Source organism: Citrobacter sp. wls615 (genome assembly GCF_005281355.1).
Taxonomy (GTDB): Bacteria; Pseudomonadota; Gammaproteobacteria; order Enterobacterales; family Enterobacteriaceae; genus Citrobacter; species Citrobacter werkmanii.
Genome location: NZ_SZXM01000005.1, coordinates 245,198 through 263,830 on the forward strand (window position 1 = coordinate 245,198; position 18,633 = coordinate 263,830).

The window sequence follows — 18,633 nt, forward strand, 5'->3', positions numbered from 1 at the left end:
GCCGTTCAGGTCAAAAAAAGTGTCACTACCTGATGTCGAAAATCAGTTGGAAGGCGTGACACCATAAAACAGGATGACAACCATGTCCGTTCGTATCGATAGAGACGTGATTAATGCGCTAATTGCAGGCCATTTTGCGGATCCTTTTTCCGTACTCGGTATGCATCAAACTGACGCGGGACTTGAAGTCCGCGCCTTACTTCCAGACGCCACAGAAGTGTGGGTGATCGAACCCAAAACCGGACGTAAAGTCGGCAAGCTGGACTGCCTCGACTCTCGCGGTTTTTTCTGTGCTGTACTTCCCCGCCGTAAAAATTTCTTTCGTTATCAGTTAGCCGTTGTCTGGCATGGCCAGCAGAATCTGATTGATGACCCTTATCGTTTCGGTCCGCTAATCCAGGATATGGATGCCTGGCTGTTATCTGAAGGTACGCACCTGCGTCCTTACGAAACGCTGGGCGCGCATGCGGATACCATGGATGGCGTAACCGGTACGCGTTTCTCAGTCTGGGCGCCCAACGCCCAACGTGTTTCAGTGGTCGGGCAGTTCAACTACTGGGATGGCCGTCGTCATCCGATGCGTCTGCGTAAAGAGAGCGGTATCTGGGAGCTGTTTATCCCCGGCGCACAGCATGGTCAGCTGTATAAGTACGAGATGATCGATGCTAACGGTAAGTTGCGCATTAAAGCTGACCCTTACGCCTTCGAAGCGCAGATGCGCCCGGAAACCGCGTCGCTTATCTGCGGCCTGCCCGAAAAAGTGGTGCAAAGCGAGGAGCGCAAAAAAGCCAACCAGTTTGATGCGCCGATCTCTATCTACGAGGTGCACCTGGGTTCATGGCGTCGTCATACTGATAACAACTTCTGGCTGAGCTACCGTGAACTGGCGGATCAACTGATTCCTTACGCCAAGTGGATGGGCTTTACTCATCTCGAGCTGTTGCCGATTAACGAGCATCCGTTCGACGGCAGTTGGGGCTACCAGCCTACCGGCATGTATGCGCCGACCCGTCGTTTCGGGACGCGTGATGATTTCCGCTATTTTGTGAATGCCGCGCATCAGGCGGGGCTGAACGTCATTCTGGACTGGGTTCCGGGCCATTTCCCGTCAGATGATTTTGGTCTGGCAGAGTTTGATGGCACCAGGTTGTATGAGCACAGTGACCCGCGTGAAGGGTATCACCAGGACTGGAATACGCTGATCTACAACTACGGCCGCCGTGAGGTCAGCAACTATCTGGTGGGTAACGCCCTGTACTGGATAGAACGTTTTGGTATTGACGCGCTGCGCGTGGATGCCGTGGCATCGATGATTTATCGCGACTACAGCCGTAAAGAAGGGGAATGGGTCCCGAACGAATTTGGTGGTCGTGAGAACCTCGAAGCGATTGAATTTTTACGCAATACCAACCGTATTCTTGGCGAGCAGGTGCCTGGCGCCGTGAGCATGGCGGAAGAGTCAACCGACTTTGCCGGCGTATCAAGACCGCAGGACATGGGCGGTTTAGGGTTCTGGTATAAGTGGAACCTCGGCTGGATGCACGACACGCTGGACTACATGAAACTGGATCCGGTCTATCGTCAGTATCATCACGACAAGCTGACCTTCGGCATGCTGTACAACTACACCGAAAACTTTGTTCTGCCGCTGTCGCACGATGAAGTGGTGCACGGTAAAAAATCCATTCTCGACCGCATGCCGGGAGACGCATGGCAGAAGTTTGCCAACCTGCGCGCTTACTACGGCTGGATGTGGGCCTTCCCGGGTAAGAAACTGCTGTTTATGGGCAACGAGTTTGCTCAGGGACGTGAATGGAATCACGACGTCAGTCTGGACTGGCACTTACTGGAAGGCGGCGATAACTGGCACCACGGGGTGCAACGTCTGGTGCGTGACCTGAACCATACCTACCGCCATCACAAGGCGCTGCATGAACTCGACTTTGACACCTATGGTTTTGAATGGCTGGTGGTTGACGATAAAGAACGTTCGGTGCTGATTTTTGTTCGTCGTGACAAAGTCGGTAATGAAATTATCGTTATCAGCAACTTTACGCCAGTGCCCCGTCACGGCTATCGCTTCGGTATCAATCAGCCGGGCAAATGGCGTGAAATCCTCAATACCGATTCGATGCATTACCACGGTAGCAATATCGGCAACGGCGGCGCGGTACATAGCGATGAAATCGCCAGTCATGGCCGCCAGCACTCACTGAGCCTGACGTTGCCGCCGTTGGCGACGATCTGGCTGGTTCGGGAGGGGTAATGACGCATCTGGCAACCGGCAACGCCACCCCGCATGGTGCAACGTATGACGGCCATGGCGTCAATTTCACGCTTTTCTCGGCCCACGCCGAACGCGTTGAATTATGCCTATTCGATGAGCAAGGCTGTGAACTCCGCTACGACTTGCCGGGACGTAGCGGCGATGTCTGGCACGGTTATCTGGCCAACGCCCGTCCGGGCCTGCGCTATGGCTATCGCGTACATGGTCCGTGGCAACCAGAGCAGGGCCACCGGTTTAACCCGGCGAAACTGCTGCTCGATCCTTATGCGCGCCGGGTGGATGGCGAGTTAAAAGATAACCCGCTGCTGCACGGCGGGCTAAATGAACCTGATCATCATGATAATGCCGCCATCGCGCTGAAGGGCGTGGTGGTGTCTGACCATTATGACTGGGAAGACGATGCCGCGCCGCGCACGCCGTGGGGCAATACCGTGATTTACGAAGCGCATGTGAAAGGACTGACGTATCTGCATCCTGAGCTGCCGGAAGAACTTCGCGGGACCTATAAAGCGCTGGGTCATCCGGTAATGATCGACTATTTCAAGCGCCTTGGCATTACTGCGCTTGAGCTGCTACCGGTGGCGCATTTCGCCAGCGAACCGCGTCTTCAGCGGCTGGGCTTGTCGAACTACTGGGGCTACAACCCGGTCGCTATGTTCGCGTTGCATCCGGCTTACGCCTGCTCGCCGGAGAGCGCGTTGGATGAGTTCCGTGATGCGGTGAAAGCGCTACACAAAGCGGGGATTGAGGTCATTCTCGACATCGTTTTGAACCACAGCGCCGAGCTGGATCTCGAAGGCCCCGTCTTCTCGCTGCGCGGAATTGATAACCGTAGCTATTATTGGATCAGGGATGATGGCGATTACTACAACTGGACCGGTTGTGGGAACACCCTCAATCTGAGCCATCCCGGCGTTGTGGAGTACGCGTGTGAATGCCTGCGTTACTGGGTTGAAACTTGCCACGTGGATGGTTTTCGTTTTGATTTAGCGTCCGTTATGGGGCGTACGCCTACGTTTCGTCAGGATGCGCCGTTGTTTACTGCAATCAAAAACTGTCCGCTACTCTCACGCGTCAAACTGATTGCGGAACCGTGGGATATCGGTGAAGGCGGGTATCAGGTGGGGAACTTTCCACCGCCGTTTGCCGAGTGGAATGACCATTTTCGCGATGCGACGCGACGTTTCTGGCTCCAGCGTAATCTCTCTTTGGGAGAATTTGCCGGGCGTTTTGCCGCCTCCAGCGACGTGTTTAAACGCAATGGCCGCAAACCCAGCGCCACGGTCAATCTGGTGACAGCGCATGACGGTTTTACCCTACGTGACTGTGTGTGCTTCACAAATAAGCACAATGAAGCGAATGGTGAGGAAAATCGCGACGGCACTAGCAATAACTACAGTGATAATCATGGTAAAGAAGGGTTAGGCGGCACGCTGGACCTGATTGAACGGCGGCGCGACAGCATTCATGCGCTGTTGACCACGCTGTTGCTCTCGCAGGGAACGCCGATGCTGCTGGCCGGTGACGAGCATGGTCATAGCCAGCACGGCAACAATAACGCTTACTGTCAGGATAACGCCTTAACCTGGCTGGACTGGCAGCAGGCAAACGGTGGGCTAACCACATTTACCGCCGCGTTGATTCATCTTCGCCAGCAAATTCCCGCATTAACAGGCGATTGCTGGTGGGAAGAGGGTGATGGCAATGTTCATTGGCTGAATAAGTACGCACAACCCTTAAGTGCGGATGAGTGGCAAAACGGCCCGAGGCAGATGCAAATCCTGCTTTCTGGCCGTTTCCTGATTGCAATTAACGCCACGCTTGAGGTGACAGATATCGTTTTACCTGAAGGGGAATGGCGAGCTATTCCCCCATTTGCCGGAGAGGACAATCCGGTGCTTACGGCTGTCTGGCAGGGACCTGCGCACGGACTGTGTGTGTTCCATAGAGGATAAAAAAGGAGTTAGTCATGGTGAGTTTAGAGAAGAACGATCGTGTTATGTTGGCGCGCCAGCTGCCATTAAAATCTGTTGCCCTGATCCTGGCCGGTGGCCGCGGTACCCGCCTGAAAGATTTGACCAACAAACGTGCCAAGCCGGCCGTGCACTTTGGCGGTAAATTCCGCATTATCGATTTTGCTTTATCCAACTGTATTAACTCCGGCATCCGCCGTATCGGCGTGATCACGCAATACCAGTCGCACACGCTGGTACAGCATATTCAGCGCGGCTGGTCGTTCTTTAGCGAAGAGATGAACGAGTTTGTCGATCTGCTGCCTGCCCAGCAGAGAATGCAGGGTGAAAACTGGTATCGCGGCACGGCGGATGCGGTAACTCAAAACCTGGACATCATTCGCCGTTACAAAGCGGAATATGTGGTGATCCTCGCAGGCGATCATATTTATAAGCAGGACTACTCGCGTATGCTGATCGACCACGTCGAGAAGGGCGCGCGTTGCACCGTGGCTTGTATGCCGGTGCCTATCGAAGAGGCCAGCGCGTTTGGCGTAATGGACGTGGACGACAGCGACAAAATTATCGAGTTTGTTGAAAAACCCGCTAACCCGCCAGCCATGCCAGGCGATCCGACCAAATCTCTTGCCAGTATGGGGATCTACGTTTTTAACGCCGACTACCTGTATGAATTGCTGGCGGAAGATGATCTCGATGAAAGCTCCAGTCACGATTTTGGTAAAGACATCATTCCAAAAATCACTGAAGCTGGCATGGCGTATGCACATCCCTTCCCGTTGTCCTGCGTACAGTCTGACCCGGAATCCGAGCCGTACTGGCGCGATGTGGGAACGCTGGAAGCTTACTGGAAGGCCAACCTCGATCTGGCCTCGGTGACGCCTGAACTGGATATGTATGACCAGAACTGGCCAATCCGTACGCATATGGAATCTCTGCCGCCGGCGAAATTTGTGCAGGACCGTTCCGGTAGCCACGGAATGACGCTGAACTCGCTGGTTTCCGGCGGCTGTATCATTTCTGGTTCGGTGGTAGTGCAGTCCGTTCTGTTCCCGCGAGTGCGGGTGAATTCATTCTGTAACATTGATTCGGCAGTGTTGTTGCCTGAAGTATGGGTAGGACGTTCATGCCGTTTACGTCGCTGTATCATTGACCGCGCCTGCGTTATCCCTGAAGGCATGGTGATTGGTGAAAATGCGGAAGAGGATGCACGTCGCTTCTACCGCTCAGAAGAAGGCATTGTGCTGGTCACGCGTGAAATGCTGCGCAAACTGCAAATCAAACAGGAGCGATAATGCAGGTTTTACACGTATGTTCAGAGATGTTCCCCCTGCTAAAAACCGGGGGACTGGCGGATGTGCTTGGGGCGTTACCGGCCGCGCAAATTGCCGACGGTGTAGATGCCCGCGTGCTGCTCCCGGCGTTTCCGGATATCCGTCGCGGCATTCCTGATGCTCAGGTAGTGACGCGTCGCGATACCTTTGCAGGCAGAATCACGCTGCTGTTCGGGCATTACAACGGTGTCGGCATTTACCTCGTTGACGCGCCGCATCTCTACGACCGTCCTGGTAGCCCGTATCACGACACCAACCTGTTCGCTTATACCGATAACGTCCTGCGTTTTGCGTTACTCGGCTGGGCCGGATGTGAAATGGCCTGCGGCCTTGACCCATTCTGGCGCCCGGATGTGGTGCATGCGCACGACTGGCATGCCGGTCTGGCCCCGGCGTATCTGGCGGCGCGCGGCCATCCGGCGAAATCGGTGTTCACCGTACACAATCTGGCGTATCAAGGCATGTTTTATGCAAAGCATATGGATGACATCCAATTGCCATGGTCGTTCTTTAATGTGCACGGGCTGGAGTTTAATGGGCAGATTTCGTTCCTGAAGGCCGGGTTGTACTACGCAGACCACATTACGGCGGTGAGTCCGACTTACGCTCGGGAGATTACCGAGCCGCAGTTTGCCTACGGCATGGAAGGTCTGTTGCAGCAGCGTCATCGGGAAGGACGGCTTTCCGGCGTGCTGAACGGCGTGGATGAAAAAATCTGGAGCCCGGAAACCGATCTGCTACTGGCCTCGCGCTATACGCGCGACACGCTGGACGAGAAGGCGGAGAACAAACGTCAGCTACAAATTGCGATGGGACTTAAGGTTAACGATAAAGTGCCGCTGTTTGCTGTCGTGAGCCGTCTGACCAGTCAGAAAGGGTTAGATCTGGTGTTGGAGGCTTTGCCGGGTCTGTTAGAACAGGGGGGGCAACTGGCGCTGCTTGGCGCGGGCGACCCAGTATTACAGGAAGGCTTCCTGGCCGCTGCGGCGGAACATCCAGGACAGGTAGGGGTACAAATTGGTTATCACGAAGCCTTCTCGCACCGCATCATGGGCGGGGCTGACGTCATTCTGGTACCCAGCCGCTTTGAACCGTGCGGCTTAACGCAGTTGTATGGACTGAAGTATGGCACGCTGCCGCTGGTGCGGCGTACCGGTGGGCTGGCGGATACGGTCTCTGACAGTTCGCTGGAAAACCTGGCGGACGGTATCGCCAGTGGGTTTGTGTTTGAAGACAGTAATGCCTGGTCGCTGCTACGCGCGATCCGGCGTGCTTTCGTATTGTGGTCCCGGCCTTCGCTTTGGCGGTTTGTACAACGCCAGGCCATGACCATGGATTTTAGCTGGCAAGTCGCGGCGAAGTCTTACCGCGAGCTTTACTACCGCTTGAAATAGATATCCAGGAATCACCTATATGAACGCTCCATTTACTTATGCATCGCCCACACTCAGCGTCGAGGCACTTAAACATTCTATTGCCTACAAACTGATGTTCACGATTGGTAAGGACCCGGTCATTGCCAACAAACATGAGTGGCTGAACGCCACGTTATTCGCGGTGCGCGATCGTCTCGTGGAGCGCTGGCTGCGTTCTAACCGTGCGCAATTATCCCAGGAAACCCGTCAGGTTTATTATCTGTCAATGGAGTTTCTGATTGGGCGCACGCTTTCCAATGCGCTGTTATCGTTGGGGATTTACGACGATGTTAAAAGTGCGCTGGAAGGTATGGGATTAGATCTGGAAGATCTGATCGACGAAGAGAATGACCCCGGTCTCGGTAACGGTGGCCTCGGACGCCTGGCAGCCTGCTTCCTCGACTCACTGGCAACGCTGGGTCTGCCCGGACGTGGTTACGGTATCCGTTATGACTATGGCATGTTTAAACAGAACATTGTCGATGGTCGACAAAAAGAGTCCCCGGACTATTGGCTGGAATACGGTAACCCGTGGGAATTCAAACGCCACAACACGCGCTACAAAGTGCGCTTTGGCGGCCGCGTGCAGATGGAAGGCAAGAAAACGCGTTGGATTGAGACCGAAGAGATCCTCGCAGTGGCCTACGACCAGATTATCCCCGGTTATGACACTGACGCTACGAATACGCTGCGCTTGTGGAATGCCCAGGCCAGTAGCGAAATCAACCTCGGTAAATTTAACCAGGGCGACTACTTTGCGGCGGTGGAAGATAAAAACCACTCCGAGAACGTCTCCCGTGTACTGTATCCGGATGACTCTACCTATTCGGGACGCGAGCTGCGGTTGCGCCAGGAGTATTTCCTCGTCTCCTCAACGGTGCAGGACATCCTGAACCGTCATTATCAACTGCATAAAACCTACGACAACCTGGCCGATAAAATCGCCATTCACCTTAACGATACCCACCCGGTGCTGTCGATCCCAGAGCTGATGCGCCTGCTGATCGATGAACACAAATTCAGTTGGGACGATGCGTTTGAGGTGTGCTGTCAGGTTTTCTCGTATACCAACCACACTTTGATGAGCGAAGCGCTGGAGACCTGGCCGGTGGATATGCTGGGCAAAATCCTGCCGCGCCATCTGCAAATCATTTTTGAGATTAACGATTACTTCCTGAAGACGTTGCAGGAGCAGTATCCGAACGATACCGGTCTGCTGGGACGGACGTCGATTATCGATGAATCTAACGGTCGTCGTGTGCGTATGGCATGGCTGGCGGTCGTGGTGAGCCACAAAGTTAATGGTGTGTCTGAACTGCACTCCAACCTGATGGTGCAGTCGCTGTTTGCTGACTTTGCGAAGATTTTCCCGACGCGTTTTTGTAACGTGACCAACGGCGTGACGCCGCGTCGCTGGCTGGCGTTGGCGAACCCATCGCTTTCTGACGTACTGGATGAGAACATTGGCCGCACCTGGCGAACCGATCTCAGCCAGCTCAGCGAACTTGAGCAGCACTGTGATTTCCCGTTAGTGAATCAGGCTGTGCGTCGTGCGAAGCTCGAGAACAAAAAGCGACTGGCAACGCTCATTGCCCAGCAGCTGAACGTGGTAGTGAACCCGAAATCGCTGTTTGATGTTCAGATTAAGCGTATTCACGAGTACAAACGTCAGCTAATGAATGTGCTGCATGTGATCACCCGCTACAACCGTATTAAGGCCGATCCGGACGCCGAGTGGGTGCCGCGCGTGAATATCTTCGCGGGTAAAGCGGCTTCAGCCTATTACATGGCGAAGCACATCATTCATTTGATCAACGATGTCGCGAAGGTGATCAACAACGATCCACAAATTGGCGATAAATTGAAGGTCGTGTTTATCCCCAACTACAGCGTCAGTCTGGCGCAGGTGATTATTCCTGCCGCCGATCTGTCTGAGCAGATTTCGCTGGCCGGGACCGAAGCCTCTGGGACCAGTAATATGAAATTTGCGCTCAACGGTGCGCTGACCATCGGGACGCTGGATGGTGCCAACGTTGAAATGCTGGAACATGTGGGTGCGGAGAATATCTTTATCTTTGGTAATACGGCGGAAGAGGTCGAGGCTTTACGTAGCCAGGGCTACAAGCCGCGTGAGTATTACGAGAAAGACGAAGAGCTGCATCAGGTATTGACGCAGATCGGCAGCGGCGTGTTCAGCCCTGAAGAGCCGGGACGCTACCGTGATTTGGTCGATTCATTGATCAACTTTGGCGACCACTATCAGGTGCTGGCGGATTATCGCAGCTATGTCGATTGCCAGGATAAGGTTGATGAGCTGTATCGCCATCCGGAGGAGTGGACCACGAAGTCGATGATTAATATCGCCAACATGGGGTACTTCTCATCGGACAGAACGATCAAAGAGTATGCCGAAAACATCTGGCATATTGATTCGGTGCGGTTATAACACACGAGGCCGGGGGCGCTGCGCTTGCCCGGCCTACGTTTATGCACTTTTGAAGGCCGGATAAGGCGTTAGCCGCCATCCGGCATTTTTATCAGGAGGCCAGCGACAGCTGGTGCTTCTCGACATATTCCGTCAGCCACTGGGTCATGCGGGACTGCTGTTCTGCATTCAGCCACATGCCTTCTTTCGTACGACGCCACAGCGCATCTTCCGCGCGGCGCACCCATTCGTGCTCGACCAGATACTTCAGCTCGGCTTCATAGAACTCATGGCCGAAGTCTTCGCCTAACTCAGCAATTGACGTGGCGTCGCCGATAATCCATTCAGTATTGCTGCCGTAGGTACGTGAATAATGGCGTGCCAGCGATTCGGTCAGGAATGGATAGCGACGGCGCAGTTTTGCTGCGTAATCTTCGCGATCGCCGCCAATATCACCGCCAGGCAGGATGCACTCTTTGGTCCATGCCGGGCCAATGCCCTGATAGTATGACGACAGTTTTTCCATCGCGTGCTCGGCCAGCTTACGATAGGTTGTCAGCTTACCGCCAAACACCGACAACAGCGGAGCTTTGCCGTTTTCGTCGTGGATGTCCAGCGTGTAATCACGAGTAATAGCCTGCGGCGAGTCGGACTCGTCATCACATAGCGGACGCACGCCCGAGTAGGTCCAGACGATATCGTCCCGGCCAAGCTGTTTCTTAAAGTGCGCGTTGTAGACCTTCAGCAGGTAATTGATTTCGCTCTCATCAATTTTCACCGCTTTCGGGTCGCCTTTGTATTCGACGTCAGTCGTCCCGATGATCGAGAATTCGTCCATCCATGGGATAACAAACACAATACGTTTATCTTCGTTTTGCAGAATATAAGCTTGTTTCTGGGTATGTACGCGCGGCACCACGATGTGGCTACCTTTAATCAGGCGAATACCGTACGGTGACGGTAGATGCATGCCATCGTCGAAGAACTCTTTCACCCACGGTCCGGTGGCGTTGACCAGACCACGCGCCTGCCAGGTGTGCTTTTTACCGGTATCGATATCTTCGGCTTCAACTATCCACAGGCCATTCTCACGGCGAGCGGAGGTGGCACGGGTGCGGGTTAATACTTCACCGCCTTTGCGTACGACCATTTGGGCGTTTGCCAAAACCAGACGCGCATCGTCTACCCAGCAGTCAGAATATTCGAAACCGCGCACAATCTCAGGTTTCATTACGGAATCCGCGCCAAAACGCAAACCGGTAGAGCTCGGCAAACTGGTGCGTTTGCCCAGATGATCGTACATAAACAAACCAATACGGATCATCCATGCCGGACGCAGGTGCGGGCGATGGGGCAGACGGAAGCGCATCGGGAAGGCGATATGCGGTGCCATTTTCAACAGCACTTCACGTTCTGCCAGCGCCTCGCTCACCAGGCGGAATTCGTAGTGTTCCAGGTAGCGCAGGCCACCGTGGATGAGTTTGGAGCTGGCGGAGGAGGTGGCGCAGGCTAAATCCTGAGCTTCCAGCATCAGCACGGATAAACCGCGTCCAGCGGCATCTGCCGCGATACCGGCACCGTTAATGCCTCCACCTATCACAATCAGATCTTTGGTTTCCATGCTGGCCTCTCGCACTTTCGTTATAGCTCATTAATGTTCGTTATCGAGCATAATAGCAAAGAATCGCGCCATTGGTAACATCGGATAAACAATTTACAGTGATACATATAACATTATGGCGTTTACCTGCTCAGGCAACGTACACTGGAGGGTAATATTGGTTACCTGCCAGAATATAAGTAGAACTTAACAAGAGAACGCCATGGATCAGTTTGAGTGTATTAATGTCGAAGAAGCCCATCAGAAACTACTGCACGGAATGGCGGTGCTGGTGGACATCCGCGATCCGCAAAGCTATGCGATGGGCCACGCGCCGCAGGCCTTTCATCTGACGAACGACACGTTGGGGACGTTTATGCGTGACCATGATTTTGATACTGCCGTAATGGTGATGTGTTACCACGGCAACAGCAGTAAAGGCGCGGCGCAGTATCTCCTCCAGCAGGGCTATGACGCGGTTTACAGCGTTGACGGCGGCTTCGACGCCTGGCATCGACATTTTCCTGCAGAAGTGACATACGGTTCGTAAGCTAACAAAGATGCAGCCTGAAACGGACAGGATATATATACTGTCCTCTTTTGTGTGGAATAAGCGACAGCAATAATGTTGATGATTACCTCTTTTGCTAACCCCCGCGTGGCGCAGGCATTTGTTGATTATATGGCGACACAGGGCGTTATCCTGACGATTCAACAACATCAGCAAACGGATGTCTGGCTGGCGGATGAGTCCCAGGCTGAACGCGTGCGTGCTGAACTGGCGCGATTTCTCGATAACCCGGGCGATCCGCGTTACCTCGCGGCCAGTTGGCAGTCAGGTCATACCGACAGCGGTCTGCGCTATCAACGTTATCCGTTTCTGGCCACATTGCGCGAACGTGCCGGCCCGGTAACCTGGGCGGTAATGGCGGCGTGTGTGTTGGTGTTTATCGCGATGAATGTGCTGGGCGACCAGGCGGTAATGCTCTGGCTGGCCTGGCCGTTCGATCCTTCGCTGAAATTTGAGTTTTGGCGTTATTTCACCCACGCTTTTATGCACTTCTCGCTGATGCACATTTTGTTCAACCTGCTGTGGTGGTGGTATCTCGGCGGTGCGGTTGAAAAGCGCCTGGGCAGCGGAAAGCTGATTGTCATTACTGTGATCAGCGCCTTGCTGAGCGGTTATGTGCAGCAGAAATTTAGCGGCCCGTGGTTTGGCGGGCTGTCTGGCGTGGTATATGCGCTGATGGGCTACGTGTGGTTGCGCGGCGAGCGCGATCCGCAAAGCGGTATTTTCCTGCAGCGTGGTTTGATTATCTTTGCCTTGATCTGGATTGTTGCCGGCTGGTTTGATCTGTTCGGCATGTCGATGGCGAACGGCGCACATATCGCCGGGCTGGCCGTGGGTCTGGCAATGGCGTTTGCCGATACACTTAATGTGCGAAAACGAACTTGATGCAAGTTTTGTGGTGCCGGAAGGCGGTGTGCGTTTGGACCAATTTGTAGGCCGGATAAGCGTCAGCGCATCCGGAAAAATTCCAGGGAACAATAATGAAGCAAACACAACGACATGACGCGATCATTGAGCTGGTAAAAAAACAGGGATACGTCAGTACCGAGGAGCTGGTGGAGCATTTCTCCGTCAGTCCGCAGACGATTCGCCGGGATCTGAATGACCTGGCCGATCAAAACATGATTTTGCGTCACCACGGCGGCGCGGCGTTGCCATCCAGCTCGGTCAATACCCCATGGCATGATCGTAAAGCGACGCAGACGGCGGAAAAAGAGCGCATTGCGCGCAAAGTTGCCACGCAGATCCCTAACGGTTCAACGCTGTTTATTGATATTGGCACCACACCGGAAGCGGTGGCGCATGCGCTGCTTAATCACAGCAACTTACGCATCGTGACCAATAACCTCAATGTGGCAAACACGCTGATGGCGAAAGAGGATTTTCGCATTATTCTGGCCGGGGGCGAACTGCGTAGTCGTGACGGCGGCATTATGGGCGAAGCGACTCTCGACTTTATTTCCCAGTTCCGTCTGGACTTCGGCATCCTGGGGATCAGCGGCATCGACAGCGATGGCTCCCTGCTGGAGTTTGATTATCACGAAGTGCGCACCAAACGCGCGATCATTGAGAATTCACGTCACGTCATGCTGGTGGTGGATCACTCGAAGTTCGGACGTAACGCGATGGTGAATATGGGCAGTATCAGCATGGTGGATGCTGTGTATACCGACACGCTACCGCCAGCCAGTGTGATGCAGGTTATTGCCGACCACCATATTCAGTTAGAGCTGTGTTAAGTTAATTCCAGGCCTGATAAGCGTAGCGCATCAGGCATTAACTATACCCCATAGCCCATCATCTTCAGCAGTTTCTGCGCATGCTGCACCGCATCCTGGCGGTGGGCGACGCCGAGCTTTTGGTACAAATTGCGGATGTGCGTCTTAATGGTCGTGGCCGCAACGGCCAGCTCACCGGCGATCTGCTCGTTGCTGTAGCCCGAATAAATGAGTCCCAGAACCTGCCATTCGCGCTGGGTCAGCGGGCTGGTGCGGATAAGCTCCGGCACTTCCGGATGGGTAAGCAGACGCTCAACGAATCCTTCATCAAAGTGGGCGAATTTATGGCGGTGGTGCTGGTTAATCTCCCGCAAAACGCGCTGGGCGCGGTGCTGGTCGAGTTCTGGCAGCGTATTGAGCTGAATCAGTTGGCGCAACTGCTGCGCCATCGCCTCACCTTCGATAACAAAGTGGCTGATAAATCCGGTGCGGTTGGCCAATTGCAGCGCTTCCAGTAAGACGCGCTGCGCGTCATTTTTGCGTCCGGCCTGCCAGTACAGCTGATTAAGCAGCAACAGGTTACGGTTCAGATCGCTCATCAGGCGCAGGTTACGCGCATTTTCATTTAACTCTTCCAGCACGATTTCCGCCGGTTCAAACTCACCCAGCAGGATCTGCGCACGAGCGATGTTGCGCCACTGACTTTGCAGGAAGTGGTTATTGGCGAACTCCGGCTTCGGCGTGTGGCGCAGCCAGTTGGCGGCTGATTTTTTATCGCCTACCATTTGCCAGTAAATCACCCGTACCTTATCGGCGTTCGAGATCCAGTCGCTATGATAGCGGCCATTGCCCAATAAGTTTTCCAAACGGTTGAGTAGGCTACGCGCGTTGTCTAAATCGCCCCGGGCCAGCGAACACTGAATCAGCAGCGCCAGGCACTGTAGCTGTTGCTGTGGCTGGAATGTGGAAAGTAACTCAATGCCCGCGCGGGCAGACGCTTCGGCTTCGTCCAGACGTGCCCATGCCCACAGGAGTTGCGCGCGAATGCGCACCAGGAACTCGTGCATCGGCAACTGTTCCAGGTGCTGCTCTTTGATCAGTTGGAACGCCTTTTCCTGCGTCTCCCAGGCCGCCTGTAAAAAACCCTGGGCAAATAAAATTTCGCTTTGCTGGATCAGACTCCACAGCGCGTAATGCCAGACATCATGATGGCGCGCCATTTGCTCGGTTTGCTGCATCAACGCCAGTGAACGCGTGAGATCACCCTTACAATGCAGGACTTCACCATGCACCGAGGTGGCGACGATACGGCTATAGAACCAGGCGATGGGTAATTCATCCAGCGCCAGTTTTGCCAGACGTTCTGCTTCGTCAGGGTTACCGTCGTTAATCGCTACCTGTGCCCGCAGCGCGTTAAATTCAGCGTACAGCGTCGGCTCCATGTCGCCTTTCATCTCTTGTTCCGCACGGGCCAGCAGGGTATTAACCTCGCTGTAGCGGTGCTGGCTTTGCATCAGCCAGGCTTGCAGCAGAACCAGACGCGGATTTTCCAGTAGGCTTTCCCACGGCAGGGCTTTCAGCGACTCTTCCAATAGCGCCAGTTCGCTGTGGTTAAACAGGCCCCACGCATGGTTAAGCAGGATATCGCGTAGCATGTGGGCATCGCCTGCCGCCAACGCGTGGTGGATAGCTTCGCTAGGGAAACCCTGCGCCATCCAGCTTTCTGCGGCGGCGCGGTGTATTTCAGGCAGCTCGCTCGCCAGTTCCCACTGGCAACGCTGGCGTAAAAAGCTGCCAAACAGTGGGTGATAACTGAACCACTCGCCGACGTCATCCATCCGCTGCAGAAATAACCCCTGCCGCTCAATTTCCTCAAGTCGCATTTGCCCGTTTTCTTCGCCGGTCACCCGAACGATCAGCGCATCGTTCATCGAACGCAGGATGGCGCTTTTTAGCAGAAAGTGACGGGTGCCGAGGTCAACGCTGTCCAGCACTTCATCCACCAGGTAGTCGGATAAATGGCTGGCGTTGATTCCGGCGAGGCGTCGTGCCGACTGGTGCGCAGAGTTATTGTTCTGGCGAGCGGAAAGAGCAATCAGTTGTAACGCAGTAGCCCAGCCAGCAACGTCATCGCACATCCGGCTGCTTTCAGCTGCTTCAATAGGGGAGGATAAACGACGATCGAAAAATTGTTTCGCTTCCTGATGGTTAAAGGCCAGCTGTTGACTGCCTATCTCCAGCAGTTGATCGCGCACCCGCAGGTTGGCAATACCCAACTGCGGCAGGTTGCGCGACAGCACGACCAGCGTGAGGTTCTCAGGCTGATGACGCAGGAAGAAACGCATCGCTTCGTGAATGGCCGGATTAGAGATCAGATGATAATCATCTACTACCAGGTAGAGCGGGCGGTGCCACTCGGCCAGTTCGATAAATAGCTGGGCAAACAGTGACGTCAGGCTGGCGTACTGACGTTTTTGCACCATTGCTTCACTGGTGGTGCAGTGTCCACCTGTTGCCTGTTGGATAGCGGCGATCAGATAGCTGGCAAAGCGCTCCTGTTGGTTATCGCCTTCATCCAGAGAGTACCAACCTAACTCGGTCTTCCCCGCCGCCCATTGTGAAACAAGCGTTGTTTTTCCATAACCAGCAGGACTTGTGATCAGGGCGAGCCTGAAATTGTTCGCGCCGGAAAGTTTAGCCAACAGGCGCTCACGAACCACCGTATGGTCGAGTCGAACCGGACGACTTAATTTAGACGGAATCAACATAAGTTAGTCACTTCACTGTGTGAAAATAGGGAAGAATGATTTTTTTTGCGCTTCGTAATTAATAGATATAAGGTCGGCCAGATTAAGATTTATTGCAAGTTATGTCCGGGATTGGACTGTCTTATTTTGCGCTATGTCACAAATTCTTAAGATGATAGACACCTACTGAAACCGGTGTCAGGATGCGCGGCTGTTGAAGTGTTTGACCAAGGGCGGCGATTGAACCCCTTCTGACGAAGCATGATTTGCTGTTATAGAATTATCTTAATTGTTACTGTTGGTGATAATTTTTAATGTAAATCATTGGTGACTATAGATTTTGCAGAGTTCTATACTCATTTTCTTTGAAAATAACGATTCAATTCCTTAAATTAATAAAAGTATGATGAATCCGTTACCACAAGCCACGTTTATCTACGATAGTTTTACACAGTTCGATATCTGTAACGTAGAAATCCTGAAGCTTCTTCTGGGGGCAGGATGTGTATGATAATCCAAGCAATAAAAAGGGAATAAGACAGTTAGCAATAATGCCTATGAGAAAGGAAATTACTACAATCATTGTCATCCATAACTCTATTGTAGTGGGCAGTTTTTTCAAACGACCTTCCTTACTAAATAATGCGAAAACAGAAAGTATTGAAAATAGAAATATTGTTGGTATTCCTCCTACTATTGCGCATGTATTTTTGTTATAGGAAATTACATCACCCATTCTAATTAGTGAAAGAAAATTTTCCATTATGCTCCCAGTGAATATCATATAAAGGAGACTACAGAAAAAAATAGTAAGAGAGAAAGATATCAGGCGCAAATGGAGCTTAGTCATTCGCTTTCCTTAAAAAGAGTAAAAATAAGGACTATTAAAACCATAATTTTCATATTTACTATGGTGAAGATAGTCGCGAAGTTTGTTCTTTAATGAAACTGATAGCCCTATTTTATCGTCCAGGTCATTTAATTCATAGTTGAAAAATAACCCTACGATAATAATACCAAGAGTCGTGATTACTACAGGAACACTAAATATTGCCAATACTCCAGTAACCATCACTCCAATCACTACTCCCGATACCACCGCTTTTGCTGCATCCATTGAGATATCTACCAAAAAATCCACCAGATCATAATCGGACTTAAAGATCAGTTCGATTGCCCGCCAGGCAAGTGAGAAGTAAATGCAATATTTGACGCCATTTCTAAGGCTGTTATAAAGCCCACGTTTACCCAATGCCATTTCCAGCATCTGTGGATGGCTTGCTCCGTAGCGGGTTCCGTTAAGAATCCGGCGCAGGGCGGGATACCCGGTAATTTTGATATAGGTTTTACCGCCGATTTTGTATTCAATAGCTTTAATGCGGATTGCACTGAAATTAAAGACCAACTCCTGTGCGGAATTGTAATAGGTAGTAAGCTTAGAGAGACTGCGGAAGCCATCCAGGCCATCTTTGAAGTTGCCGGGTGCTGCGCGGTAGGAAAAAAATTTATCCACTCCGCCGATTAAATCGTCCGTCACCTGCTGTGCTTCTTCGAGAGTGAGCAGAAGGATGTGATGACTTTGCGTGATAAATGAGCCATCCATAAAGGCCATATCGCGCTGCACAGGGTTCATGGTATGCCAGCTATTAAAATCTCTTGCCTGCGGTCGTTCGTCCCGAAACCTGAGTGAGTTGCCATTTAACATGGAGTTACGTTTACGCATGATTTTTCCTTATCAAGAGATGTCTGGCGTCAGAAAGTTCGTTCACTCCACAAACTATAAGCGCTGGTACTTGCCATGCAGTGTTCCCAACTAATCGATTCATAAATAAAGGAAACGCGTTCTTGTGCTTCGTTTCCGTTTTCAATGATATTGTGAGGGACTATTAATTTAATGTTTGATATATGTGCTTTGAATAATTTAATTTTATAATAGACTTCTTGCATTCCTGTTGGTGTGGTTCGATAGAGGAATATTTCGCACTCCAGCGTTTCGTTATCGTTGATCGCTTTGTTCAGCAAAGGGGACGAACGATCAACAGGTTTGATAATCTGGAGTTCGTGGTGATTAACGTTCTGCTGACGCGTTGTTTCATGTTCAAGTCCATAAATCATAATTTGGTTGAGATGGTTTGTCTGAGACTTATTTCCTATAGAGTACCTGGAGCCGCAGTTTTCGGAAATATTACCCTGTAATTCACCTTTCAGAGTAATCCAAGATAAATTTGCCATATATATCCTTGGGTAGTATTTGTTTGATTTATTTTTATGTCGAAGATTTATCTCAGTGTGCTCTTGAATTATTTTAATTTCAACCGTTTTGTTATTTTTAAAATAACGGCTGTAGTAATTGTTGTAAAAGTTATAATTATTAATTTGTCATCTCGTCTTGCAAGGTATTATGCTGATTCTTGTCAAACTAGGTGAGGCGTCTCAGGTACAGTGCACTGCGAAGTCAGTCGATTTATTGGCGTAGTTGGTAATAATAAAGTGGCGGCGATCACACTTTTATGCTCATCCCCGCCCCTCCTCCCTCCCTAATCCGTGCCAGGATGAGGAAGGTCAA

General features: G+C 52.2%; 13 protein-coding genes. 8 read left to right on the forward strand and 5 right to left on the reverse strand.

Translation table 11 applies throughout. The features are described from left to right. Positions 1-82: 82 nt before the first annotated feature. The 5 genes from glgB to glgP are packed head-to-tail and all read left to right on the forward strand — an operon-like array spanning position 83 to position 9,452. Positions 83-2,266, forward strand: a complete 2,184-nt coding sequence (glgB, locus tag FDX04_RS01890) for a 1,4-alpha-glucan branching enzyme (protein ID WP_137370376.1) — start codon at positions 83-85, stop codon at positions 2,264-2,266. Further along, the gene (gene glgX, locus FDX04_RS01895; protein WP_137370377.1) at positions 2,266-4,242 is read left to right on the forward strand and encodes a glycogen debranching protein GlgX; all 1,977 of its coding nucleotides are present in this window, start codon (positions 2,266-2,268) and stop codon (positions 4,240-4,242) included. Before glgB ends, glgX begins: the two co-directional genes overlap by 1 nt. A 14-nt stretch (positions 4,243-4,256) precedes the next feature. After that, a complete protein-coding gene (gene glgC, locus FDX04_RS01900; RefSeq protein WP_137361526.1) occupies positions 4,257-5,552 on the forward strand; it encodes a glucose-1-phosphate adenylyltransferase in 1,296 nt (431 codons plus the stop codon). Next, positions 5,552-6,985, forward strand: coding sequence for a glycogen synthase GlgA (gene glgA, locus FDX04_RS01905; RefSeq protein WP_038634926.1), 1,434 nt, complete (start codon positions 5,552-5,554; stop codon positions 6,983-6,985). The genes glgC and glgA overlap by 1 nt, the downstream gene beginning before the upstream one ends. Before the next feature lie 19 nt (positions 6,986-7,004). Beyond that, entirely contained in the window at positions 7,005-9,452 is a 2,448-nt protein-coding gene (glgP, locus tag FDX04_RS01910) for a glycogen phosphorylase (RefSeq protein WP_042311879.1), read from the forward strand. A 91-nt stretch (positions 9,453-9,543) separates the two neighbouring features. Here glgP and glpD read toward each other — a convergent pair whose 3' ends face one another. After that, positions 9,544-11,052, reverse strand: coding sequence for a glycerol-3-phosphate dehydrogenase (gene glpD, locus FDX04_RS01915; protein ID WP_137361525.1), 1,509 nt, complete (start codon positions 11,050-11,052; stop codon positions 9,544-9,546). Positions 11,053-11,254: 202 nt separating this feature from the next. On the opposite strand from glpD, the gene glpE reads away from it, so the two are divergent. The 3 genes from glpE to FDX04_RS01930 all read left to right on the forward strand — a co-directional run bounded on the left by glpE (position 11,255) and on the right by FDX04_RS01930 (position 13,341). Next, complete coding sequence (gene glpE, locus FDX04_RS01920; protein WP_042311890.1) at positions 11,255-11,581, forward strand: thiosulfate sulfurtransferase GlpE; 327 nt, start codon at positions 11,255-11,257, stop codon at positions 11,579-11,581. A 75-nt stretch (positions 11,582-11,656) separates the two neighbouring features. Then, entirely contained in the window at positions 11,657-12,487 is an 831-nt protein-coding gene (gene glpG / locus FDX04_RS01925) for a rhomboid family intramembrane serine protease GlpG (RefSeq protein ID WP_061380989.1), read from the forward strand. Between the two features lie 95 nt (positions 12,488-12,582). Then, positions 12,583-13,341: a DeoR/GlpR family transcriptional regulator gene (locus FDX04_RS01930; RefSeq protein WP_042311893.1), complete on the forward strand. Its 759-nt coding sequence runs from the start codon at positions 12,583-12,585 to the stop codon at positions 13,339-13,341. Positions 13,342-13,382: 41 nt separating this feature from the next. Here the strand turns inward: FDX04_RS01930 and malT are convergent, their stop codons facing one another. The 4 genes from malT to FDX04_RS01950 all read right to left on the reverse strand — a co-directional run bounded on the left by malT (position 13,383) and on the right by FDX04_RS01950 (position 18,299). Further along, entirely contained in the window at positions 13,383-16,088 is a 2,706-nt protein-coding gene (gene malT, locus FDX04_RS01935; protein WP_042311895.1) for an HTH-type transcriptional regulator MalT, read from the reverse strand. 394 nt (positions 16,089-16,482) lie between these two features. Next, positions 16,483-16,830, reverse strand: coding sequence for a DUF1240 domain-containing protein (locus FDX04_RS01940; protein WP_170972954.1), 348 nt, complete (start codon positions 16,828-16,830; stop codon positions 16,483-16,485). A 96-nt stretch (positions 16,831-16,926) separates the two neighbouring features. Further along, positions 16,927-17,790, reverse strand: coding sequence for a hypothetical protein (locus FDX04_RS01945; RefSeq protein ID WP_137370378.1), 864 nt, complete (start codon positions 17,788-17,790; stop codon positions 16,927-16,929). 29 nt (positions 17,791-17,819) lie between these two features. Then, positions 17,820-18,299, reverse strand: coding sequence for an Hcp family type VI secretion system effector (locus FDX04_RS01950; protein ID WP_103014726.1), 480 nt, complete (start codon positions 18,297-18,299; stop codon positions 17,820-17,822). Between the last annotated feature and the right edge of the window lie 334 nt (positions 18,300-18,633).

What these genes read in the sequence shown, in the direction of transcription:
- FDX04_RS01945 (WP_137370378.1), bottom strand. Translation starts at nt 17,790, where the DNA reads ATGCGTAAACGTAACTCCATGTTAAATGGCAACTCACTCAGGTTTCGG.
- glgC (WP_137361526.1), top strand. Translation starts at nt 4,257, where the DNA reads ATGGTGAGTTTAGAGAAGAACGATCGTGTTATGTTGGCGCGCCAGCTG.
- glgP (WP_042311879.1), top strand. Translation starts at nt 7,005, where the DNA reads ATGAACGCTCCATTTACTTATGCATCGCCCACACTCAGCGTCGAGGCA.
- malT (WP_042311895.1), bottom strand. Translation starts at nt 16,088, where the DNA reads ATGTTGATTCCGTCTAAATTAAGTCGTCCGGTTCGACTCGACCATACG.
- glpE (WP_042311890.1), top strand. Translation starts at nt 11,255, where the DNA reads ATGGATCAGTTTGAGTGTATTAATGTCGAAGAAGCCCATCAGAAACTA.
- FDX04_RS01930 (WP_042311893.1), top strand. Translation starts at nt 12,583, where the DNA reads ATGAAGCAAACACAACGACATGACGCGATCATTGAGCTGGTAAAAAAA.
- glgX (WP_137370377.1), top strand. Translation starts at nt 2,266, where the DNA reads ATGACGCATCTGGCAACCGGCAACGCCACCCCGCATGGTGCAACGTAT.
- glpG (WP_061380989.1), top strand. Translation starts at nt 11,657, where the DNA reads ATGTTGATGATTACCTCTTTTGCTAACCCCCGCGTGGCGCAGGCATTT.
- FDX04_RS01950 (WP_103014726.1), bottom strand. Translation starts at nt 18,299, where the DNA reads ATGGCAAATTTATCTTGGATTACTCTGAAAGGTGAATTACAGGGTAAT.
- glgB (WP_137370376.1), top strand. Translation starts at nt 83, where the DNA reads ATGTCCGTTCGTATCGATAGAGACGTGATTAATGCGCTAATTGCAGGC.
- glgA (WP_038634926.1), top strand. Translation starts at nt 5,552, where the DNA reads ATGCAGGTTTTACACGTATGTTCAGAGATGTTCCCCCTGCTAAAAACC.
- glpD (WP_137361525.1), bottom strand. Translation starts at nt 11,052, where the DNA reads ATGGAAACCAAAGATCTGATTGTGATAGGTGGAGGCATTAACGGTGCC.
- FDX04_RS01940 (WP_170972954.1), bottom strand. Translation starts at nt 16,830, where the DNA reads ATGGAAAATTTTCTTTCACTAATTAGAATGGGTGATGTAATTTCCTAT.